Genomic DNA, 22,324 nt, shown 5'->3' on the forward strand with positions numbered 1-22,324 from the left:
TAAGACCTAGAATTGTAGAGGAAACAAATGAAGATAGAATAAATTAATTAGCCAAATTAGGAAAGTTAAGAGATTCAGGAGTTTTAACTCAAGAAGAGTTTGAAGAAGCTAAAGGAAAAATACTTAAAGATATAGTTTAAAATAAGTATTATATTTTTAAAATTGATATTTTTATATAAAAATTAAAAATAAAAAGTGAGAATAAATAAAATTCTCACTATTAACAATTAAAATTTTAAATTTTCAAGGAAAGATAATTTTACTCCATTTATATCTTTAGCAAATAGAATTTTTACTCCATTAGCAACAGAGATAGGCCCTTCAAGTATTTCAACATTAGAAGTTTTTAATTTTTTTATAGTATCTTCTAAATTATCTACTCCAAACCCTAATGTAATATTTCCTGAATTATTACAGCTTTCATGCCCTTCAATAAGCTCAATTACTATTGACTCCTCACCTTTCATAAAAGCTATTTAAACACCTTTGTTAGGAGAAAATCTATTTATAACTTTCATATCTAATATATTAGTATAAAAATTAATAGATTCATCTAGATTTTTTACATTAATAGTAGTTAATTGATATTTCATCTTAATCATCTCTTTTCTTATAAACTATTATAATTATATCATTTTATAAATATTAAAAAGTATAAGGAAAATTAAATATAATTTTTTATATATAAATTCTTAAGAATAAAATCATAAAGAATTCATGAAGAAGATAATAATTAGAAATCATTTGTTTAAATGATGATAATATAATAAATACAAATGGTAGGGGTACTATTGATAAATTCTAATAATGCTTACATTAATATAAGGAGTGATATTATGTATGAAAAAATTAGAACTTTTATTATTGGGAGCGGATGGGTTATAATAGCCTTTTGTTTTGGGTTCTTTTTTAATAAGCTTTAAATTATAGTTAAATATATAAAGAGTGTTTAAATTTGATTTAAGCACTCTTTTTTTATTTATATAAAATTTAAAAAATAAAATCCATAAAAAGTTGGTTAAATAAAATAAAAATAGAGAAAAATAAATATTATTTGAGAAGGAGATGAAAGATTTATATGGAGATTACACCTATAATACATAAAAGTATAAACCTTAAAAATTTAAGAGATTTATTAAAAATGTATCCTTATTTAATAAATAATTTAAAATGGGAAAAAACCTTCTCAACTTTTGATTTTAATTCTATTAATACTAACTTTGAAGGTTATAAAGAGAGCATATATAAGTTTGCGTGTCAGCTTGGAATAGAAAATAGAGGAAATAAATATTTTGAAGTAAATGAATTTCTTTTTCTTTTAAGTGATAAACAACTTTTAAATTATATAATATTTTGGATTTTAACATATTATGTACCAAATCCTTATGTAATTAGCGAAGGTAATCCTAAAATTATTTGGATAGATATATGTGAAAATATACTTAAATCAGAAAGGTTAGAAATAGATTATTATAAGTATTTTCATGATAACATAAATAAAAAAATTAAGGTTTCAAGACCAGATAATTTCGCTAATTCAAGAACATTACTAAAAGCTATATTGGAATATGGTATTTTTATAGAATTAAAAAATGATAAAAGAACTATTTTTATAAAAAAAGAAGAAAAAGAATTAGTTAGAAAAACTGTAGATTATATAAAAAAATATTTTGAAATACCTAAAAGGCATAAAAATAAGAATGAATTTTTCAAAAGGTATTCAATTGATAATTTTCAAAAAATGTTTCCTATAAGTATTCGAAAGAAAAATTATAAAGATATAGAAGTTAACATGGATAGAGAGATAAAGATAGATAATTTAATATTTGAAAATAAAGAAGAGATAAAGAGAAGAGTAAATAAAGCTTTAAAGAGTGGAAAAAATATTATTTTAGCAGGTGTACCTGGAAGTGGAAAATCTAAATTAGCTAAAGAGATATGTGAATCTTTTGAAGTCGAATATAAAATGACTACAGCAATATCAGACTGGACTACATATGAAACTATGGGAAGTTATAAAGTTGATTCAAAATCAAATTTATATTTTGATGAAGGAATATTTTTATCTTGTTTTAAAGATGAAAGAAATGAAGTTAAAAATGAATGGCTTATAGTAGATGAAATGAATAGAGCTGATATAGATAAAGCTTTTGGAGTATTCTTTTCTGTTCTTTCAGGTGATGATATAGATTTAAGCTTTAAAAATGAATATAGAGAAAATATAGAGATAATAAGCGAAGAAAATATAACAGATCCAAGAGATATAAAAAGCAATCAATATCTTATTCCAAAGGATTGGAGAATGATAGGAACTATAAATACATTAGATAAAAATACGCTATATGAGATGAGTTATGCTTTTATGAGAAGATTTGCAATAATTCCTATAGAAGTTCCATCTAATATTACAAAAGAATTAATTAGAGAGTATTTTTCAATATGGAATATAAAAGAAGAGACAATAGGAAATATAAATAATGTAGATGCAATTTATAATCTATGGTTAGGAATAAATGATTATAGAGAAATTGGTCCAGCAATAATTAAGGATATTGTGAGTTATGTTGAAGAAGAAGAGGATTGGACTTCAGCAATTATTTTATATGTATTACCACAATTTGAAGGAGTAAATGAAGATATTATAAATGGATTTATAGATAAGCTAGAAGAGATAAATAAATTAGGAGTAAAAATAAATATAGATAAATTGAAAAAATATATAGAGGATTTCTTTTCTTTAGATTTATATTAGGATAATTAAAGATGACAAAAGAAGAAATTATAAAATTTATTGAAAAAGAACTCATAATTTATCTTAAAAGTGGAAAATTATCAATAAATCCTTATTTAAAAGATTTAAATTTTAATATTGATAACTTGGAAAAACTTTTAAAAATACATTTTTTATTAGATGAAGAAGTTTTAAGCTATATAAAGAGTTTAAAAATAAATATTAAAAGATTAAATACATCTATAGCTAAAGAAGAGATATTAACTAAAGGAAATATTAGAGGCAATATATTATGGCATAAAAGCATAATAAAAAGATATAATATAAATCCAAAAGACTGTAGCATTTTTATATGTAAAGAGAACTTTAAAAATCATATTGCAAAAGAAAATATAGTTTTAAATGAGCTATTAAAAATATTGTATGAAATAGTTACTGAAACGAGTGACTTAATATATGATAATTATGATTTAGATAAAGAGGTCTTATTAAAAAACATAAATGTATATAAGAAAAATATATATTTATCTAAAATAGAAGAAAAATATATTACAGATAAAATGATAAATTCAGTAATAAATAGTAGAAATAAATTTTATAGTCAATCAGCTAAATTACTTAAGAGATATAAAAAGATACTAAATTTAAATAAGGAAGAGGTAGAAAATTTATTTAAAAGAACTTTTATAGATATTTTAAATGATTGGACCTTATTTGAATTATATTGGGTAGTTAGAATAATAAAAGAAAACACAAAAAATGCAAAATTATATATATTAGATGATAAAAATACTAAAGTAGCGGAATGGAGAGATAATGAGAACATTTATACAATATATCATAACTCAACAGGAAGTAATGAAATAAGCTTTAAAGTAGATTTAGAAGAAATATCTGATATTGAAAATATAGTTATAAATAAAAGAAGAGAAATAATAAATGAAACAAATAATATTGCAAAAAAAATTTTTCCTAACATAAGAGAAAGATATTCAAAAGTTTTTAATGGAAGACCCGATATATTAATTGAGATAAGAAATATAAATGATAAAAAATTAAATAAAGTAGTGATAGGAGAAGTAAAATATACAAAAGATACAAATAATATAATTCAAGGAATAAAAGAATTATTAGAATATATTAAATTTATAAAATATAAACAGAATAATAAATATGAATATTTTTCTGAGTTAGATATTGATTTAGAAGTAGAAGGGTTACTTTTAAGTGATAATTTGATATTAAAAATAACTGATTCATAAAGAAAGGTTTAAGATATTGGATGGTTGATGAGAGGAGATATAAATTTGGATTTAATAAAAAGTGTAATTAAAGGATTATTAAAGAAATGGGGTGCCTTTGCCATTATATGGACTTTATTAGCTATACCTAAAAATCCAAGGCTAAGCGAAAGTCTATTAAATGAAAGGTTTATAGATAAAATACTTTATATAAATTTTTCTTTAGACTATTCAATAATAGCAATAGTTAACTATATTTTTCTAGGAATATTTATGATTTTAAGCTTTTTGGTAATGATATATTTAATTTTAGAGATTACTATAAATGAAGAAATTGAATAGAATTTTATATTATGATATATAAATAAAAACTCTTATGATTATAAAGTCATAAGAGTTTTTTAGTTGTTTTTTACTCATTATTGATAAATATAATATATTTATAATAGATTATATTTTAAATTATATTATGCTATATCTTTTAATGGTTTCTTTATTATAGTTAATATAATTGCACCAACTACTGAACCAATTACTAATGATAATAAATATAATAATGCACTTCCACCTACTAATGGGAATACAAATATTCCTCCAAAAGGAGCTGGCATAGTTATTTTAAATAACATTGATAATCCACCAGCTATAGCTGAACCAACAACACACGCTGGAATTACTCTTATTGGATCTGCTGCTGCAAATGGAATTGTTCCTTCTGTTATAAAAGATAATCCAAGAACATAAGCAGTTTTACCAGCATCTCTTTCACCTTTAGAGTATTTATGTTTTGCAAAAGTTGAAGATAATGCAACTACTAATGGAGGAACCATTCCACCAATCATTACAGCTGCCATTGGAGCAGAATCTCCTGAAGCCAACATAGCAATAGCAAAAGTATAAGCAGTTTTATTAATTGGACCACCCATATCTACAGCCATCATTCCACCAACTATGGCACCTAATAATACAAGATATCCAGTTCCCATTGTTTTTAATAAATGTTCAGCTCCATGCATTAACATTGCAACAGGAGGAGCAACAAATAATAACATTAATCCACCAGTAATTAATATTCCAAGAACAGGATAAATAAGCATTGGTTTAAGTCCAGCAAGACTTTCAGGAAATTTATTAAATATTTTCTTTAATAATAAAACAACATATCCACCAAGAAAACCAGCTAAAAGTCCACCGAGGAATCCAGCATCTGTGTTAGCAGCAATAAAACCACCAACCATTGCAGGAGCAAAACCAGGTCTATCAGCTATACTTGAACCTATGAAACCTGCAAGTACAGGAACCATTAGAGAAAATGAGTATTTAGAGCCAACGGTTTTTAAAACATAAGCAACTATATTGTATTGAGAACTATTAGGATCTGCAGAGTGAATTCCAAATACAAAAGATAATGCTATAAGGATTCCACCTCCTATTACAAAAGGAAGCATATTTGAAATACCATTCATAAGATGTTTATATACACCTGTTCTATTTTTAGTTCCAAGCATTCCAGCAATTGAAGTTTCTTCTTTTTTATCTGTATAAATAGGAGCATTATTTAATGATTCCTCAATAAGTTCTTTAGGTCTTTTTAAAGCATGAGTAACAGGAACTATCACAACAGGTTTTCCAAGAAATCTATCCATTTCAACTTTCTTATCTGCTGCAACTATTATTCCATCAGCTTTATCTATATCATCTTTAGTTAAACCATTTTTTACACCAGTTGAACCATCAGTTTCTATTTTTACTTTATAACCTAATTCTTGTGCAGTTTTAGTTAAAGATTCAGCAGCCATATATGTGTGAGCTATACCAGTAGGACAAGCTGTAACTCCAATTATATATTTTTCTCCTGAAGGATCATTGGTTAAAACGTTTTCTTCTTCAGCAGAATCTTTCTCTTCATATTTATCTAGGAGAGAAAACACTTCTTCAGCACTTTTAGAATTTAATAATGAATTTTTAAAATCATCATTCATAAGAAGAATAGAAAGTTTTGAAAGTGTCTCTAAATGCTCATTATTTGCTGATTCAGGAGCTGCAATCATAAATACTATATTTACAGGTTCACCATCTAAAGAATCAAATTCAACTCCATCTCTAAAAATACCTAAAGCTAGAGCAGATTCTTTAACTGCTGATGTTTTACCATGAGGAATTCCTATTCCTCCACCAATTCCGGTAGAGGACAATTCCTCACGCCTTAAAACTTCCTTTTTATAAAGCTCCTTATCATTTAATAAATTAGCATTATAAAGTGAATCAACTAATTGATTTATTACATCTAATTTATCTTTAGCTTTTAAATCTACTGATATTGTATTAGTTCTTAATAACTCAGAAATTTTCATTTGTTTTTCCTCCTAGATTTAAATTTAAATTAATATGAAGAATAATTATAATTTTTTCAATTTAATTTGTGGTAATAGTTCTAAAACAAAGTTATTATCACAAAGGTCTAATGAAAATGCACTAGCACTTCCAGTTGCAATTCCTCTTTTAAAAGAATCTAAAATATTTTTAGATTTTGAGTATTCATGTAAAAAACCAGCCACTAAAGAATCACCAGCACCTACTGAATTTTTTACTTCGCCTTTAGGAGCATTGCCAAAGAATACACCAGAATTATTTATTAATAATGCTCCATCTCCAGCCAATGAAATTATTACATTTTCAGAACCCATTGTATTTAGCTTTTTACCATAATCTATAAGTTCATTTTTATCTTTAATTTTTATATTAAAAGCTTCTTCAATTTCAAAATTATTTGGTTTTATTAAAAAAGGTTTCTTTTTAACAGATTCTAATAAGGCTTTTCCAGATGTATCTACTACAACTTTTACATTGTTTTTATTTACTATCTCTTGAATTTTAGAATAGAGATTATTTGGAAGAGAGCTTTGAATCTTTCCAGCTAAAACTAAGATGTCATCATCTTTAAGCTTATTTAATTTATCTAAAAGTAAATTTAGTGCTTCCTTTTCTATATAAGGACCATCTGCATTTATATCAGTTTCATCAACAGATTTTATTTTTACATTTATCCTAGAATCTTCTTTTACTTTTATAAAGTCTGTATGAATTCCTAAATTATTTAATGTTAAGTTTATAAATTCACCAGTAAATCCTCCTACGAAGCCTAAAGCTACACTATCAGTACCTGAATTTTTCAAAACTCTTGAAACATTTATTCCTTTTCCACCAGGAAATTTAAAAGTTTTAGTGCATCTATTAACTTTTCCTAATTCAACAGAATTAAGAGAAATTATATAATCAATAGATGGATTTAAAGTTAGTGTATATATCATTTTTTATTCACCATCCTTACATCTGTAATTTCTTTATATTTATCTAAATCAGAATTTTTATTAGTAATTATAGAGCAATCACTTAGCTTAGCAAATTTTACAAAGCTTACATAACCAAATTTTGATGAATCAGCTAGAATAAAAGCTTTTTTTGAATTGTTTATTGCACATTCTTTTATGCTTGCTTCTTCACAATCAGGAGTTGTAAAGCCAGATTCTAAATCTACTCCATTAGTTCCAATGAAGGATTTATCAAATTTAAATTTATTTAAACAGTTTAATGCGTGACTTCCTATAATAGCTTTTGTAGTAAGCTTTACATTTCCACCTATCATATAGCAATCAATGTTATTTTCAACTAGAGCATTTATATGATTTAAACCATTAGTAACTACAAAGACATTTTTATTTGCTAAATATTTTATTATTTCATATGTTGTTGTTCCTGCATCAATAAAGATACAATCACCATCATTTATTAATTCTGAAGCATATTTTGCTAATATATTTTTTTCATCAGTGTGTTTAGAAAGCTTTTCTTTGTAACTTAATTCTTTACGTTTTGAAGAAATTGCTTTAGCACCACCATGAAATCTTTCTAATAATCCTCTTTCTTCTAGTATTGATAAATCTCTTCTTATAGTAGAGTCAGAAGCCTCTAGTTTAGAAGATAATTCTTCAAACTTTATAAGTTCTTTTTCTTTTAATAAATCTAAAATTAAACTATATCTTTCTTCTGTTAACATAATTTATAACTCCTTTAGTGAGATCTTATGATATAAGTATAACTTAAAAAATAATCATTTACAATCAGAAATAATCAAAAATAATTATAAATAATCAAAAAAGATTAAAATATATATAGATTAATCTTTTATATAATGATATTTTAATTAGAAAAATTTATTTTTTATTATAAAAGTTGGGATTTATATAATAATATTTTTAAAAAATATTAAATTTAGGAATAAAAAGTACGATAAATAAATAGAATATATAGTTGCTAAATTTTAAGAGGGGCGTGATTTTTATGAGCACTAATGGAGTTAAAAGAAGGGTAATTTCTTTTGATTATGAAATACCAAATAATAAAAAAGAAAAAAATGATTCAAATAATAATGAAGAGAAAAAAACTTGTTAAAATAAAATATAAATAGAAAAATAATAAATCTTGATATTATTAATGAATTTTTAAGAGAAGTTCATTGATATATCAAGATTTTTTTGTGTTAACATTTACAAAAAATAAAAATTTTTATATAAAAAAATATTGTCATTAATTTGTAAGAAGTTTGTATTCAATTTATAAATTTTATTAAAAAAATAGAGAATATAATTAAATTAATAAGAGAGAAAAAATGTTTCTGGAGGGATAGTAAAATGAGAGATAATGCAAAGGAAATTCAACAAAATTTAATGGAATTATTAGTTTTAAATGGTGATAAAACTATGATTAGAAATTTAGAGAAAGAATTAGAGATGAGCTATTCATTTGTAATTGATAATGGTAAAGAAGTTATAAGAAGAAAAAATGAAGGATTAGGTGAATATATTGAAAGATATTCAGTTAGCTTAATGAAGAATTTTTCAAGAAAAAAATATGAAAGATTAAAAAATCTTTGTAATGAATACAATACAATTGGAGATTCAAGAGTTGTAGAAAAAGTTTTTGAAATAGATGAAAAAGCAGTTAAGCATAATGCATTTGAAAGAATATCAATGTCAGTAGAAAATTTCATACAAGGAATATTTAAGAACTCAAAGAAAAAGTTCGTGTAGTAAGAACCCTGAATTTACTAAGATATATCTAAAGAATATAGATAGTTATCTTAAAGAAAAATTCAGGGTTCTATTAATTTAAAATAAGTTATTATAAGTATATAAAAATAGAAAAATTTCAGTAATTAAAGTTTAGTCTGCTTTATATAAAACTTCACCAGATTTTATAGTTTCAAGGATTTTAATTTTATATAAATCTATAGGATTTATTTCAAATGGATTTTTATCAATAATAATCATATCTGCAAATTTACCTTTTTCTAATGAACCTTTTTTATCATCTTCAAAATATTGTTTTGCAGCATTAATTGTAACTGCTTTTATAGAATCTAGAACAGAAATTTTTTCATCTTCTCCAATAGTTACTCCATTTAAAGTTATTCTATTTACTGAACACCAAATAGTTCTAAACATATCAGGCATAAGTACAGGAGTGTCTTGATGGAAAGTGAAAGTTAAGTCTATATTTAAAGCAGATTTAGCAGGACTTATTTTAGAAGCTCTTTCTAATCCAAAATTTTTAATGTGTATATCACCCCAAAAATAAGAATGTGCTGTAAAGAAAGATGGAATCATTCCAATTTCTTTCATATCTTTAAGTTGAGAATCTCTAACTAATTGAGCATGTACCATAACAGGTAATGTTGAAGTAAAGGATTCATTTCTTTCATTTAATACTTTTTTAAATGAATAAATTAATTGTTTTGCAGCAGCATCTCCATTACAATGAGATAAAATTTGTGCATTATCATTTAAAGCTTGTTCTATAAAATTTGATACTTCCTCATCTGTAAGAGTTCCAATACCAAATTCTTCGCTATTTTTATCAGGATTATTAATATCTTTATAAGGTGTTAACATCCAAGCTGTTCTTCCTTGAGGAGATCCATCTAAGAACATCTTATATCCACCAATTCTAAAATTGTTTATATAACCTTTAACATAAGTTTCTTTATTTTCATCATAAATCTTTTTATTATTTTTTATATCAATAAAACTTACGATATCCATTTTAAGTTTCTTATTTTTAGATGAATAATCTAATATTTCAAATTCTTCTTTTCTCGTAAATCCATCTTGGCAAGTCGTTATTCCAAATTTTAAATAATCTTCTTGAGCCTTAACAAGTAAATCTGATAAATCTGAAACAGAAGGAACAGGAATTTTAAAAGTGTTTTGAATAAAAGCATTTTCCTTTAAAAGTCCAGTAGGTTCATTTGAATCTTTAAACTTAATAATTTCTCCACCATCAGGGTTTATAGAATCTTTTGTTATGTTAAATAGATTTAATCCAATAGAATTAATAACACCCATATGTCCAGAAATATGACTTAATATTATTGGGTTAGTTTTAGATAATTTATCAAGCAAAAGTTTAGTTGGGTGTTCTTTTTCTCTTAATCTTTCATGGTCATAATTAAATCCAGTTATCCATTCATCTTCTTTTAAATTATTTTTATCAATAAAGTTTTTTAAAGTATTAAAGATATCTTCAAAGCTAGTACAATTATATAAATTAACAAGTCTTAATGTTTGAGCATAACTAGTTATATGACTGTGAGAATCTATAAATGAAGGCATTATAGTATTTCCTTTTAAATCAACAAGATCAGTATTAGAATCTTTTAGTTTTAAAATTTCATTAGAAGATCCAAGTTCCTTTATAATACCATCTTCTATTAATAATGCTTCAAAAATAGATGATTTATCATCTATAGTCAAAATAGTACCATTATAGTAAATTATTCTTTCCATAATAAACCTCCTATCTAAATAAAATTTACTTTTTAAATATATTATAGCAATAAATGTAATGAATTAAGTCAAATAAATTTATTTTAACGAAATTACTTAAAATATTTAAATAAATAAAATAAAAAATTTTTATATATGAATTTTTAAATAACAAATATGACTTTTTATTGAAAAGGTCATATTTAAAGAGTAATATGACTAATATAAAAATAGGTCATATTTGAGGTGATTAACATGAGTAAATCAAAAATAAAAAAAGAAAATTTGATTTTAGTAATTGTAATAGCATTAGCATTAGGAAGTAGACAACTTGCAATGAACATAGTTACACCTTTTGTAGCTTATTATGCTCAAACTTTACTTTTTGGTTCTCTAGTGCTTGGAGGAATAGCTTTAGGAATTTTTAATTTAACACAAGGATTTTGTCAAGTTCCTTTTGGAAATTTATATGATAAGATAGGTGGAAAAAAAGTTGTTTTAATAGGACTTGGAATGCTTATTTGTGGATTATTTTTATCATTTATATCAAATAACGCATATGTTTATGTGTTATCTAGAGCTCTTCAAGGTTCAGGTGCTATAACATCAGCTGCTTATTCTTGGTTATCTAAAAGCGTTCCACCAGAAGAAAGAGCAGATTCAATAAGTTTAGTTGGAGTGGTTGTGGGACTAGCATCAGCAATAGCATTAGGTGGAGGACCAGTATTAATAAAATTTATTTCAGTAAAGACTTTATATTTAGCTTCAACAATAATAGTTTCTTTAGTATTTTTATTTGTTTTATTTTTTGTGAAATCAGATGTAGTTGAAAATACAAAAAAAGAAAAAATAGAAGGTAAAGGAATTTATTTGAAAAAGATTTTTAAAGATAAAAAATTTATTTCTTATTTAATAATAGCTTTCTCAGCAAATTATATAGGAATTGCTTCTTTCTTTTTAATACCTGAATATTTAAAGCTATCAATTGGATTAGATTCTATGTGGAAGGTTTTAACACCTGCAATATTAATATCAATAGTTATAATGAGAGTTTCAACAAAGTTTATTAAAAAAGGTCATATAAAAAGAGTTGCATTTTTAGCGGGAATTGGAACAATTATAGCAGGATTATTGTTATTAACTGAAAGTAGAAATTTACTTTTATTATTAATAGAAAGTATATTAGTTTTTGGAGCTTATACAGTTGTAACAGCTTTAATACCAACAGTAATAAATGATTTTGTAGATAATAAATTTAGAGGATTAGTTAATGGAATAGCAAATGGATGCTCTTATTTAGGAAGTTTTTTAGGAGCTACTATTTCAGGATTGTTATTTTCAAATCACTTAATAATAGCTTTAATTATTATTTTAGTTATAGGAATTATGTTCACTTGTACTACACTTATCATGTCTAATGAGAAAAAAGTTGGAGTTTAAAGTTTAAATTACTATTGTATAATTAAGTTATAAATCTTAAAGGAGAAGACTATGAGTAATTTTGATAAATGTGAAGTAATAAATATACCTGATATGAGTATAAAACCAGTTAATTTATTTAGTAATGAGCAAAAAAAGATGATAGGATTATTTATAGCAGCAGTAGATGAAAATAATTTAGATAAAGAAGTTACAATATTTTTTAAAACATTAACTGAATGTTTAGGGTTAACAGATAAAGAGATAATAAAAATATTTAAATTAATAAATGGTCAGTTATTAGAAGTTTCTTTACATAATGAAAGAAAAGAATATGTAATAAATATATTTTCCTTTATTTCTTATGATTTAGATCATAAAATAGTAACTTTTAAGTTTAATAATTCTATTGATGGTTTATATTTTAAACTTAAGAAAGTGTTCCAAGAGAGATTAAATTTTGAAGTTTCAAAATTAAAAGGAAAATATTCATGGCAAGTATATGAGATTTTAAAAAATCTAGAAGATGGGAAAAGGTATTATATCTCAATAGAATATCTGAAATATCTTTTAAAGATTGATAGTGCATATAAATTATATGCTGATTTTAAGAGGAAAGCGATTTTATATACACAAAATGAAATAAATAATAAAACAGATATACATTTTGAATTTGAAGAGAAAAAAGAAGATAAGAAAATTATTGGACTTTATATAATAGTTCATAAGAATTTAGAGTAAAAGTATTATAGTGAAGCATACTAAATTTATAAATATAAATTAAAGGAGGCTTCATTATGATTAAAAAGATACTAGGAGTCATATTATTAATAATTATTATTTTGATAGCAATGGGATATTGCTCAGGTAGGAGAAGTGTTAGTGATAATTCAAATGAAATAAGAGTTATAAATGTAACATTTAATAGAAGTGAATAATGCGTCCTTATTTATTATTTTAAATAAGGAGGAATTAATATGATTAAAAAAATACTAGGAATTCTAATTATAATTATAATTTTATTTTTAGGGATAGGTTATTGTACTGGACGAAAAAGTCTGAAAAGCAGTGAAATAAATATTAGTTTAGATTATATAAATTCAGAGCTTGTAAAAATTGATAATGAACTTATTAATATAGGAAATAATATTATAACTATTTGGCAAAATACTATAGATAAAAAATCTATAACTAAAAGTGATATGGCTATTATTTCTAATATAAAATATGATACTTTTTTAGAAAACACTAAAGAATATAGTAAAGAAGTGTATAATGATGGATTAGAAGCAGCAAAAGTTGTAGTTGCATATTATAATAATTCAGAAATATTGCCAAGTATAAGAGAAAAACTATTAACTATAAAAAATCAATTAGATTCAATGAATGTGAAAAATGAAGTTGAGTATAACTCTACAGTAATTAAATATAATAATATTAAAGAATTACAAGAGTTAATAAGTAGTCCAAAAGGAGATTTTAATACATATAAAAATACTTTATATAGCGTAGAATAAAATAAAAAGACATCATATTAGTTTTAATAAATATGATGTCTTTTTATATTTAAGAACTATTTTATTTGAAAAATTTAATCTATGAATAATAAAAATATATTTTATTATTAGCTTTGTTGAAATTTAGGAATTCCAAATGTAAATGTATCATTTGAATTATAAAGATAGCTATATTGTTTTATTAATTCTCCAAGTGTTTGAGCATATTGTATATCACTAGAATATTGATGCCACATTTGGTCATTAGTTCCATTTATATATCTTATTTCATATGGAGTAACTTGTTTAACTTCATTATATAAATAATCATCATGTAGCATTTTAGCTCCACCTTCAATTGCATCTGCAGGAGTAAACCATCCATGATTGTAAGCATAAGTTAATGCATAATTAGGATCAGAATTATAAGCTCCTATTCCAAAGAAATTATAAACTGTTACAGGTTTTGAAAGTTTTTCATTAGTAATTTTTATGATTTTACCTTCTTTATTTTTTGTAATATGTTGTATTGAATCAATAGTTATACCATTAGCAAAATTACTATGTCCATGATTAGTTTCTAATATTGATTGTGATAAAAGGTATATAGGATCCATTCCATATTTCTTTGCAGCATTTACGAATGCTTGTCCTTGTCCTTTAAATACTCCCATATTTTCTAAAGCTGCATTAAGTTCATCAACATTAACATTTCTAAATTTATTAATTTCTAAAAATTCAAACATTGTATCAGCTGCTTTAGGATTTATAGCTGTACTTAATTGTTTAGAATAAGATTCAAGTTGTGATTTTGTTAATTTATTTCCATAAATTGCATTAAGTTCTTTTAATTCACCAGCTACATATTTTTTCATTGTATTTGGATAATTAGCATTTACTGTAATAGTATTTGCTTTATTTGCAACTGATTTTGCAGTTGGAATATTAGCTCCATTAGTATTTACGAAATCAGGTCTAATATATCCTACACTTCCTCCAAATTCTATTTCATACCATCCATTAATTCTACTAATTACTTGAACAATATCACCTTTTTTTACAATTCCTAAAATAGATTCATAAGAAGGATTAGTAGAAGGTGCACTTCTTACTGTAGCTGTATTTGGAATAACAACAGCAGAATAAGTTGGTATTATTTGTCCAGGCATTACCTTTGGAATATTATTAACTGGTTTAACTTCAGGCTTTACTTCAGGAGACGTTTTGTGAGTATCAGGTTTAACTTCAGGCTTTACTTCTGGAGAAGTTTTGTGAGACTCGGGTTTAACTTCAGGTTTTACTTCAGGAGAAGTTTTATGAGACTCAGGTTTAACTTCAGGCTTTACTTCTGGAGAAGTTTTATGAGACTCAGGCTTAACTTCAGGTTTTATTTCTGGAGAAGTTTTGTGAGTATCAGGCTTAACTTCAGGTTTTGCTTCAGGAGAAGTTTTGTGAGACTCAGGCTTAACTTCAGGTTTAACTTCAGGAGAAGTTTTGTGAGACTCAGGCTTAACTTCAGGTTTTACTTCTGGAGTAGATTTATGAGTATCAGGTTTAACTTCAGGAGAAGTTTTATGAGACTCAGGTTTAACTTCAGGTTTAACCTCAGGAGAAGTTTTGTGAGTATCAGGCTTAACTTCAGGTTTTACTTCAGGAGAAGTTTTGTGAGTATCAGGATTAACTTCAGGTTTCACTTCAGGAGAAGTTTTGTGAGTATCAGGATTAACTTCAGGTTTTACTTCAGGAGAAGTTTTATGAGACTCAGGTTTAACCTCAGGTTTTACTTCTGGAGTAAATTTATGAGTATCAGGATTAACTTCAGGTTTTATAATTGGAATAGGATTATTAGTAGTAGAATTTATTTCAGTTTTAACATTTGGAGATTGTTGAATAACTCCAGGTTGAGATTGATTAGAATTATATGAAGGAGTTATTTTTACTTTAGGATTTACTATTTGTCCTTTTGAGCTATTTGTTGTTGAATCTATTTTTTGATTTGATTGTTGGAAATTTTTAGTTGATGTGTTTACAAATCCATTTTGAACAAAATCTCCAAAAACAAAACCAGTGTAGCCATTTACATTAACTTTCAGCCATTGACCTTGTCTTCCAATAACATTTAAATTAGTTCCTTCTTTTAAATTAGTTATAATTGGAGAATTTGCTGAAGCTTCACTTCTTAGATGTAAATCAGTAGTAACATGAATTACATGTTCTTGTTCATTAAGGGTAATTAATTTATCTTGTTCATCATTTTGTACAATTAATAAATCATTTTTATTTACAGTTCCAATTAATCCGAATTCAGTAACTACATTATAAGTGTTCCCATTATGACTTTGAATTACAGCCATATCATAAGCATTAGCATAACCTACAATTTTTCCATTATTCATAATAGCTACTCTTCTAGTTATAACAGCTTTTTGTAAATGAACATTTGATTGTTCTTGATTATATATATTTATATTATTAAGAGTGTTTGCATGTGAAATAATAGTTGGAGCAGCACTTATGGTTGAAACAGCCACACCAGCTAGGAAAATAAGTTTTGTTATTTTTCTTTTATTCATTATAAATCTCCTTTTTAATAATGTTAATTTAATAATTAAAATAAATTATAATATATAAATATTTCGAACTTAGAAGCTAGTTATTAAAATTATGTTAATTTAGAATAAAATGGAACAAATAATAAAATATGAAAAAATTAAAACTTAAAGTAAATAAAATTTTAATAATTAGTTAAATTGTATATAGATATATTTATAAATAGCAATATAACTAGGCTTTAAGTAGTTTTATATAAATTGACAATAGAAAATATTATGATATTATAAAAATATAGTTTGCATACAAACTATATTGCATTTACATAATTATATTTAAAAAATATATTATATAAAATTTAAGTTAAAAGAGTGGAAGTGAAAATTATGTATGAGCATAATAAAAAGAATAATATAGGATTTGAAATAGCAATGATTATAAAAGAAATAGATTCAAAAATTTATAGTGCTATTTTAAATGAACTAAGAGATGAAAAGTTAACACCTCAACAAATAATTATACTAAAACATTTAGGGCATAAAGGTGAAATGACTGTATCAGAAATATGTACAAGTATGAGTTTAAGTAAAGGTACTGTTTCAGGAATTTTAAATAGGATGGAAAAGCAAAATTATATAAGAAAGATTAAATATGAAAATGATAAGAGAAATACTTATATAAATTTTACAGAAGAAGGAATAGAGTTAGCGAAAAAAGTAATGGTTAATTTTAATAGAGGATTTAATAAAATATTTAAAGATATAGATATAGAACAATTAGAAGAAACAAAAGAAAATTTATTAAGTTTTATACAAAAGATTAAGGAGAGTGAATAATATGAAACTATTATTACCAGCAATAATTTTTATTACATTAGCATTAGTATTTTATACAATAGGTGTATGGGGGGAATTTTTATCAAAAACATTAAAGAAAAAGCATGTAATTATATTTTGGTTAGGTCTTATATGTGATACATTAGGTACAACTACAATGAGTATGATAGCTTCTTCAGGAACTGATAAAGTTACAACTCCAACAGAGCTTTTAATTCATCAAACAACAGGAATGCTTGCAATAATATTGATGCTTATACATGCTATATGGGCAACTTGGGTTTATAATAAAGGAAGCGAAAAAGCAAAAAGAGTTTTCCATAAATTTAGTATAGTAGTTTGGGTAATTTGGTTAATACCTTACTTTATAGGAATGTATATAGGAATGCATTCTTAATATAAAGAGAGTCTTGCAATTAAATTTGCAAGGCTTTTTTATTATAAAATTTATTAAAAGTCTACATTACAAAATAAAATTTATGCATAAATTTATTTAGTCATAAATATTATTTACTAGGGGGTGAACATGATGAAGTATTTATCAGGTAAAACAGGATGTTATGATTCATATGAGTTTGCAAAAAATATATTAGGAAAAGTAGGAGAATTAAAAGAATTTACAGCATTTTATTCAGAAAAAACTCCTTATTATCAGGACTTTGGAATAGATAAAGCTTATTATAATTTTATAATAAAAGATGAAGAAGGAAATGAAGTTTGGTTTGATACAAATTGTGGTTATGGCGGAACAGGACCAAGCTGTACTGAAAAAATTCTTCAATTATTTGGTGCAAGAGATGAATATGGAATTGATAAGGAAAAAATAATTCATAAGATAAATGTAAAATTAAATCATGATATAAATATATTAGTTTTAGGTCAAAACAGATATAAAACTATAAATAAGAACAAAGAGATAATGCTTATTAAGGTAAAACCTAATAGTGCAAAATGTAGATATAATTTAATAAAAGGGTTAGAGAATATAGGAACTTTTGAGCAATACAATAAAAAGTATAAAGATTATGGAGAATATTTTGAAGAAACGTTTGAAGATAAGAGTTTAGGAATTTATAGAACTAATAATCTATTTTATATAAGTAGATATTTAAAAGAATTTAGTAGAGAGGAACTAGAAAAGATATTTAGAACTATTATAGTTAAAAATGCTGGTGAAGCAGTAGAGATAGATATAAAAACTATTCAGAAAGGATAATTATATAGAAAGTTTTTATTAAAAATAAAATTCTGTTTTTATAAATTGTTAGTTTATCAAAAACAATTTAGTAAAACAGAATTTAATATGATATATACATAATAAAATAACTGTATATTGGTATAAAAAATTTTTTAATACATATAATAAATATATAAGAATACATATAAGACCACTTTGGTGAGCTAGTTATATTAAATATAGCTTGTTTTCCAGAGTGGTCTTCTTATTTATTTAGAGTTAATAAATAAATGTTAATATATTTTGTTGAAAATAGTACTTTAAAAATTCATGTTATAATATTATTTAAAAAAGACAATAACAAATATATAGAATTGGGGGAATGAAAAGGAGAAATATAAATGAAAAATTCTAAATTAATAAATATATTAAAATTTATTATATTTTTAATAATCATAGGAATAGGAATTTTTATTTTAATAAAGAATAGAGAATTCTTAATGCATTTAAAAGTAAGCGAAATAATAAGTTTTGCAGAATCTAAAAACACAAAATTCTATGCAATATTAATAACACTTATTATATTTACTGTTAAACCAATTTTTATAGTAATACCTAGTAGCATAATTGCAATTGCAAATGGACTTATATTTGGACCATTTGAAGGTTTTTTAGTAACAATGATAGGAAATTTTATATCAGCAACGATAGGATTTTTTCTAGCAAGAATATTAGGAAAAGATTTTGTTCAAGGAATATTAGGAAAAAAATTTAGAAATTTTGAATCAAATATAGAAAAAAAAGAATTTTTGATAATGATGTCTTTAAGAATGATACCTGTAATTCCATTAGATCCTATAAGTTATGCATGCGGACTTTCAAAAATTTCATATAAGAAATTTATAGCAGCAACTTTAATAGGAGTATCTCCAGAAACAATATGTTATTCTATATTAGGAGAAAATTTTGATAAGCCATTTTCACCACAATTTATAATACCAGTTGCAATATTAATAATAGCTTTATTATTATCAGGAAGAATAATAAAAAAAATACAAGATTAAAAATTAAGCTCTAAGAAAAGATATGTTAGTTAACATGAATTTTCTTAGAGCTATAGTTTTATCTTTCAAAACTGTAAGATAACTGAAAGTTAAATCGATACTAGAAATATAAAAAAGAGATTAAAATAAACACATAAGATAAAGAAAACGGAGGAAATAAAAAAATGACTACTATTTTAGATGTTAGAGATGTTGAAAAATATTATGGAAATAAAAAAAATGTAACTAAAGCTTTAAGAGGGGTTAGCTTTCAATTAGAAGAAGGAGATTTCGTTGGAATAATGGGAGCTTCTGGTTCAGGTAAAACAACTCTTTTAAATTGTATATCAACAATAGATAATATAACTACTGGTAAAATTGTTTTAGAAGGAAGAGATATAACAAGATTAAAAGGAAGAGATTTAGAAAAATTTAGAGGAGAAAAACTTGGTTTTATATTCCAAGATTATAATCTATTAGATACTCTAACTATGAAAGAAAATATAGCATTAACACTTACTATAAAAGGAGAAAAAGCTTCAAGCATAGATAAAAAGATAGAAGAAACTGCAAAAAGACTTGGAATTTATGAAATACTTAATAAATATCCTTATGAAGTTTCAGGAGGACAAAAACAAAGAGTTGCTTGTGCAAGAGCAATAGTAAAAAAACCTTCACTTATTTTAGCTGATGAGCCAACTGGAGCATTAGATTCTAAATCAGCAAGAGCATTGCTTGAAAGCTTTGAAGAAGTAAATAAAGAATTAAAATCAACAATACTTATGGTAACACATGATCCATTTACAGCAAGTTATGCTAATAGAATAATATTTATAAAAGACGGAAAGCTTTTTACAGAAGTAAATAGAGGAACTTCAACAAGAAAAGAATTTTTTGAAAGAATTATTGAAGTAGTAACATTATTAGGAGGTGACACAGCAAATGAATTTTAAGCTAGCCTTAAAAAATGTAAGAAAAAGCTTAAAGGATTATGCAATATACTTTTTAACTTTAAGCTTTGCTGTGTGTATATTTTATGCATTTAACTCAATAGGAGCACAAAGTAAAATATTAAATTCAGGTAATAATGGTGAGATAGTTAAAACTATAGGTGAAGTAATAGGATACATATCTGTATTTGTTTCAGTAGTACTAGGATGTCTTATTATATATGCCAATAATTTCTTAATTAAAAGAAGAAAAAGAGAACTTGGACTTTATATGAGTCTTGGAATGGGCAAAAGAAAAATATCTACAATTCTTGTTTTAGAAGAGTTAATAATAGGAGTTTTTTCACTTATTTGTGGATTAGTTGGAGGAATAGTATTATCACAACTTTTAGGAGTACTTACTACAAAACTTTTTGGAGTATCAATAAAAAACTTTAAATTAGTATTTTCAGCAAATGCAATGATAAAATCAATTGTTTATTTTGGGATAATATTTATTTTAGTAATGATATTTAATGTAATAGTAGTTTCAAGATATAAACTTATTGATTTACTTACTGCACATAGAAAGAATGAAAAAATAAAAGTAAAAAGCCCAGTTTTAGCAGGAATTATATTTTTAATTTCTTTAATTGTGATTGGAGTTGCATACTATTTTGTAATAAAAGCAGGTTTCAATCCTAATGATTCTAGATTTGGTATGTCTATTGTACTTGGAGTTATTGGAACATTACTTTTCTTCTATGGATTAACAGGATTTTTGATTTTATTACTTCAAAGAAGTAAAAATATGTATTATAAAAAATTGAATATTTTTACAGTAAGACAAATGAATAGTAAAATAAATACAAACTTTATTTCAATGGCTGTTATATGCTTAATGATTTTTATAACAGTAAGTTTAATTGCTGTATCAGTTGGATTTAAAAATCAAAATATAAGTCAATATACACCTTTTAGTGCGACAATATTATCTAGTGGTAGAGTAAAAGATTTTAATTTAGAGCAAGGGTTAAAATCTATAGGTTTTAAATTACCAGAAGGTAGCAAAATGAATTATATTACTGAAAAAACTATTAACGGGATTACATATAAAAGTGAATTTTCAAAATATGCAGATTCAAATTTAAAATCATCATATTTATGGAAATCAGATGATGGTAGTGTTTCTCCAATAGATTTCTTAAGCTTAACAGATTACAATAATAACTTAAAATTACAAGGTAAAGAGCCAATTACTTTAAATCAAAATCAAGTTTTAATAACTTCTAATTCTAGCTTAATGAAAGGTACACTTAATAATTTCTTTAAAGAGAATGGAAAAATAAAAATAAATAATAAAGAGTATACACCTAAAGGGGATAAAGCACTTGATGAAAGTTTAACTACAAACCAAGGTCCAGTTAACTTCCTTACTATTATAGTAAATGATAATCTTCTAGATAATGCAGAAATAGATCATCAATATATAAATATAAATTACAATAAAAATAATATTACAGCATCAGAAAACTATATACAAAATTTATTCAAAAAAGAAGGTTATATAGATATAAAAAATCCTCATGGAAAAAATTCAAATGATGATATATTCGTAATTTTATCAACAAAAATTGGAGTAATGGAGCAACAAAATCAGTTAACTACAATGATACTATATATTGCATTATATATTGGAGCTATATTCTTAGTATCAAGTGCAGCTGTTTTAGCTCTTCAACAACTTTCAGAAGCTAGTGATAGTTATGATAGATATAAAGCTTTAAGAAAAATTGGAGCTAGTGATAAGCAAATAAATAAAAGTATATTTACTCAAACATTAGCATACTTTGGATTACCTCTTATATTAGCGCTTGTACATGCAGGTGTAGGAATATATGTATCAAATGGATTAGTAGAGATGTTAGGAAAATCAAGTATATTTATAGCATCTATATGGACAATGGTTTGTATAGTAATAATATACTTAGGATATTTTATAGTAACTTATTTAGGTTATAAAAATATAGTAAAAGAAAAATAATGACACCCTTATAGTCTAATAGACTATTTAATAA

Annotated in this window: 21 protein-coding genes and 1 pseudogene; 15 read left to right on the forward strand and 7 right to left on the reverse strand. The window is 24.4% G+C overall.

Annotation, left to right across the window (positions count from 1 at the left end):
* Window positions 1–59: 59 nt before the first annotated feature.
* Window positions 60–140: pseudogene (locus HMPREF1092_RS17790) on the forward strand (SHOCT domain-containing protein); the annotation flags it as partial.
* Window positions 141–227: 87 nt separating this feature from the next.
* Here HMPREF1092_RS17790 and HMPREF1092_RS01140 read toward each other — a convergent pair.
* Together HMPREF1092_RS01140 and HMPREF1092_RS16910 are read right to left on the reverse strand one after the other, a co-directional pair.
* On the reverse strand, window positions 228–467 hold the full coding sequence (locus tag HMPREF1092_RS01140; RefSeq protein WP_002596740.1) for a VOC family protein: 240 nt from the start codon (window positions 465–467) through the stop codon (window positions 228–230).
* A 9-nt stretch (window positions 468–476) separates the two neighbouring features.
* The gene (locus tag HMPREF1092_RS16910) at window positions 477–593 is read right to left on the reverse strand and encodes a VOC family protein (protein WP_002596741.1); all 117 of its coding nucleotides are present in this window, start codon (window positions 591–593) and stop codon (window positions 477–479) included.
* A gap of 485 nt (window positions 594–1,078) precedes the next feature.
* On the opposite strand from HMPREF1092_RS16910, the gene HMPREF1092_RS16355 reads away from it, so the two are divergent.
* From HMPREF1092_RS16355 to HMPREF1092_RS01155, 3 genes are read left to right on the forward strand one after another with little or no spacing between them, the layout of a single operon-like run.
* Window positions 1,079–2,752 (forward strand): AAA family ATPase, encoded by a 1,674-nt coding sequence (locus HMPREF1092_RS16355; protein ID WP_002596742.1) that lies wholly within the window; start codon window positions 1,079–1,081, stop codon window positions 2,750–2,752.
* A gap of 11 nt (window positions 2,753–2,763) precedes the next feature.
* Window positions 2,764–3,993, forward strand: coding sequence for a hypothetical protein (locus HMPREF1092_RS01150; protein WP_002596743.1), 1,230 nt, complete (start codon window positions 2,764–2,766; stop codon window positions 3,991–3,993).
* Between the two features lie 45 nt (window positions 3,994–4,038).
* Window positions 4,039–4,314, forward strand: coding sequence for a hypothetical protein (locus tag HMPREF1092_RS01155; protein WP_040413593.1), 276 nt, complete (start codon window positions 4,039–4,041; stop codon window positions 4,312–4,314).
* 125 nt (window positions 4,315–4,439) lie between these two features.
* Here HMPREF1092_RS01155 and HMPREF1092_RS01160 read toward each other — a convergent pair whose 3' ends face one another.
* The 3 genes from HMPREF1092_RS01160 to HMPREF1092_RS01170 are packed head-to-tail and all read right to left on the reverse strand — an operon-like array spanning window position 4,440 to window position 8,029.
* Window positions 4,440–6,326 (reverse strand): PTS fructose transporter subunit IIABC, encoded by a 1,887-nt coding sequence (locus HMPREF1092_RS01160; protein WP_002596745.1) that lies wholly within the window; start codon window positions 6,324–6,326, stop codon window positions 4,440–4,442.
* Between the two features lie 45 nt (window positions 6,327–6,371).
* Window positions 6,372–7,283 carry a 1-phosphofructokinase gene (pfkB, locus tag HMPREF1092_RS01165; RefSeq protein ID WP_002596746.1) on the reverse strand — a complete coding sequence of 304 codons (912 nt, stop codon included), beginning with the start codon at window positions 7,281–7,283 and terminating at the stop codon, window positions 6,372–6,374.
* Window positions 7,280–8,029 (reverse strand): DeoR/GlpR family DNA-binding transcription regulator, encoded by a 750-nt coding sequence (locus HMPREF1092_RS01170; protein ID WP_002596747.1) that lies wholly within the window; start codon window positions 8,027–8,029, stop codon window positions 7,280–7,282. The genes pfkB and HMPREF1092_RS01170 overlap by 4 nt, the downstream gene beginning before the upstream one ends.
* Before the next feature lie 634 nt (window positions 8,030–8,663).
* Here HMPREF1092_RS01170 and HMPREF1092_RS01175 point away from each other — a divergent pair.
* Entirely contained in the window at window positions 8,664–9,062 is a 399-nt protein-coding gene (locus tag HMPREF1092_RS01175; RefSeq protein WP_002596749.1) for a hypothetical protein, read from the forward strand.
* Between the two features lie 132 nt (window positions 9,063–9,194).
* On the opposite strand, the gene HMPREF1092_RS01180 is transcribed toward HMPREF1092_RS01175, so the two are convergent.
* Window positions 9,195–10,817 carry an amidohydrolase gene (locus HMPREF1092_RS01180; protein ID WP_002596750.1) on the reverse strand — a complete coding sequence of 541 codons (1,623 nt, stop codon included), beginning with the start codon at window positions 10,815–10,817 and terminating at the stop codon, window positions 9,195–9,197.
* 234 nt (window positions 10,818–11,051) lie between these two features.
* On the opposite strand from HMPREF1092_RS01180, the gene HMPREF1092_RS01185 reads away from it, so the two are divergent.
* Genes HMPREF1092_RS01185 through HMPREF1092_RS01195 form a run of 4 tightly spaced genes read left to right on the forward strand, consistent with a single transcriptional unit; the run spans window position 11,052 to window position 13,732 of the window.
* Window positions 11,052–12,236, forward strand: a complete 1,185-nt coding sequence (locus tag HMPREF1092_RS01185; protein WP_002596751.1) for an MFS transporter — start codon at window positions 11,052–11,054, stop codon at window positions 12,234–12,236.
* A gap of 51 nt (window positions 12,237–12,287) precedes the next feature.
* On the forward strand, window positions 12,288–12,956 hold the full coding sequence (locus HMPREF1092_RS01190; protein ID WP_002596752.1) for a replication initiation protein: 669 nt from the start codon (window positions 12,288–12,290) through the stop codon (window positions 12,954–12,956).
* A 56-nt stretch (window positions 12,957–13,012) separates the two neighbouring features.
* Window positions 13,013–13,153, forward strand: a complete 141-nt coding sequence (locus HMPREF1092_RS17045; RefSeq protein WP_002596753.1) for a hypothetical protein — start codon at window positions 13,013–13,015, stop codon at window positions 13,151–13,153.
* Window positions 13,154–13,192: 39 nt separating this feature from the next.
* Entirely contained in the window at window positions 13,193–13,732 is a 540-nt protein-coding gene (locus HMPREF1092_RS01195) for a hypothetical protein (RefSeq protein ID WP_002596754.1), read from the forward strand.
* Between the two features lie 107 nt (window positions 13,733–13,839).
* On the opposite strand, the gene HMPREF1092_RS16360 is transcribed toward HMPREF1092_RS01195, so the two are convergent.
* Complete coding sequence (locus HMPREF1092_RS16360; protein ID WP_002596755.1) at window positions 13,840–16,284, reverse strand: SH3 domain-containing protein; 2,445 nt, start codon at window positions 16,282–16,284, stop codon at window positions 13,840–13,842.
* A gap of 363 nt (window positions 16,285–16,647) precedes the next feature.
* Here HMPREF1092_RS16360 and HMPREF1092_RS01205 point away from each other — a divergent pair, with 363 nt between their 5' ends.
* From HMPREF1092_RS01205 to HMPREF1092_RS01230, 6 genes are all read left to right on the forward strand, one after another.
* Complete coding sequence (locus tag HMPREF1092_RS01205) at window positions 16,648–17,097, forward strand: MarR family winged helix-turn-helix transcriptional regulator (RefSeq protein WP_002596756.1); 450 nt, start codon at window positions 16,648–16,650, stop codon at window positions 17,095–17,097.
* A 1-nt stretch (window position 17,098) separates the two neighbouring features.
* Window positions 17,099–17,494, forward strand: a complete 396-nt coding sequence (locus HMPREF1092_RS01210; RefSeq protein ID WP_002596757.1) for an HsmA family protein — start codon at window positions 17,099–17,101, stop codon at window positions 17,492–17,494.
* A gap of 129 nt (window positions 17,495–17,623) precedes the next feature.
* Window positions 17,624–18,313 (forward strand): hypothetical protein, encoded by a 690-nt coding sequence (locus tag HMPREF1092_RS01215; protein ID WP_002596758.1) that lies wholly within the window; start codon window positions 17,624–17,626, stop codon window positions 18,311–18,313.
* A gap of 362 nt (window positions 18,314–18,675) precedes the next feature.
* Window positions 18,676–19,338: a TVP38/TMEM64 family protein gene (locus tag HMPREF1092_RS01220; RefSeq protein WP_002596759.1), complete on the forward strand. Its 663-nt coding sequence runs from the start codon at window positions 18,676–18,678 to the stop codon at window positions 19,336–19,338.
* 164 nt (window positions 19,339–19,502) lie between these two features.
* Window positions 19,503–20,270: an ABC transporter ATP-binding protein gene (locus HMPREF1092_RS01225; protein ID WP_002596760.1), complete on the forward strand. Its 768-nt coding sequence runs from the start codon at window positions 19,503–19,505 to the stop codon at window positions 20,268–20,270.
* Entirely contained in the window at window positions 20,260–22,290 is a 2,031-nt protein-coding gene (locus tag HMPREF1092_RS01230; protein WP_002596761.1) for an ABC transporter permease, read from the forward strand. Before HMPREF1092_RS01225 ends, HMPREF1092_RS01230 begins: the two co-directional genes overlap by 11 nt.
* Window positions 22,291–22,324 lie beyond the last annotated feature (34 nt).

Origin of the sequence: Clostridium thermobutyricum, from assembly GCF_000371465.1 — a bacterium.
GTDB lineage: Bacteria > Bacillota > Clostridia > Clostridiales > Clostridiaceae > Clostridium > Clostridium thermobutyricum.

Bases quoted from the DNA above. Each gene is read 5' to 3' on its own strand.
- HMPREF1092_RS16355 (WP_002596742.1), top strand. From the start codon at position 1,079: ATGGAGATTACACCTATAATACATAAAAGTATAAACCTTAAAAATTTA.
- HMPREF1092_RS01185 (WP_002596751.1), top strand. From the start codon at position 11,052: ATGAGTAAATCAAAAATAAAAAAAGAAAATTTGATTTTAGTAATTGTA.
- HMPREF1092_RS01205 (WP_002596756.1), top strand. From the start codon at position 16,648: ATGTATGAGCATAATAAAAAGAATAATATAGGATTTGAAATAGCAATG.
- pfkB (WP_002596746.1), bottom strand. From the start codon at position 7,283: ATGATATATACACTAACTTTAAATCCATCTATTGATTATATAATTTCT.
- HMPREF1092_RS17045 (WP_002596753.1), top strand. From the start codon at position 13,013: ATGATTAAAAAGATACTAGGAGTCATATTATTAATAATTATTATTTTG.
- HMPREF1092_RS01150 (WP_002596743.1), top strand. From the start codon at position 2,764: ATGACAAAAGAAGAAATTATAAAATTTATTGAAAAAGAACTCATAATT.
- HMPREF1092_RS01175 (WP_002596749.1), top strand. From the start codon at position 8,664: ATGAGAGATAATGCAAAGGAAATTCAACAAAATTTAATGGAATTATTA.
- HMPREF1092_RS01220 (WP_002596759.1), top strand. From the start codon at position 18,676: ATGAAAAATTCTAAATTAATAAATATATTAAAATTTATTATATTTTTA.
- HMPREF1092_RS01195 (WP_002596754.1), top strand. From the start codon at position 13,193: ATGATTAAAAAAATACTAGGAATTCTAATTATAATTATAATTTTATTT.
- HMPREF1092_RS16360 (WP_002596755.1), bottom strand. From the start codon at position 16,284: ATGAATAAAAGAAAAATAACAAAACTTATTTTCCTAGCTGGTGTGGCT.
- HMPREF1092_RS01190 (WP_002596752.1), top strand. From the start codon at position 12,288: ATGAGTAATTTTGATAAATGTGAAGTAATAAATATACCTGATATGAGT.
- HMPREF1092_RS01160 (WP_002596745.1), bottom strand. From the start codon at position 6,326: ATGAAAATTTCTGAGTTATTAAGAACTAATACAATATCAGTAGATTTA.
- HMPREF1092_RS01180 (WP_002596750.1), bottom strand. From the start codon at position 10,817: ATGGAAAGAATAATTTACTATAATGGTACTATTTTGACTATAGATGAT.
- HMPREF1092_RS01215 (WP_002596758.1), top strand. From the start codon at position 17,624: ATGATGAAGTATTTATCAGGTAAAACAGGATGTTATGATTCATATGAG.
- HMPREF1092_RS01230 (WP_002596761.1), top strand. From the start codon at position 20,260: ATGAATTTTAAGCTAGCCTTAAAAAATGTAAGAAAAAGCTTAAAGGAT.
- HMPREF1092_RS01170 (WP_002596747.1), bottom strand. From the start codon at position 8,029: ATGTTAACAGAAGAAAGATATAGTTTAATTTTAGATTTATTAAAAGAA.
- HMPREF1092_RS01225 (WP_002596760.1), top strand. From the start codon at position 19,503: ATGACTACTATTTTAGATGTTAGAGATGTTGAAAAATATTATGGAAAT.
- HMPREF1092_RS01140 (WP_002596740.1), bottom strand. From the start codon at position 467: ATGAAAGGTGAGGAGTCAATAGTAATTGAGCTTATTGAAGGGCATGAA.
- HMPREF1092_RS16910 (WP_002596741.1), bottom strand. From the start codon at position 593: ATGAAATATCAATTAACTACTATTAATGTAAAAAATCTAGATGAATCT.
- HMPREF1092_RS01210 (WP_002596757.1), top strand. From the start codon at position 17,099: ATGAAACTATTATTACCAGCAATAATTTTTATTACATTAGCATTAGTA.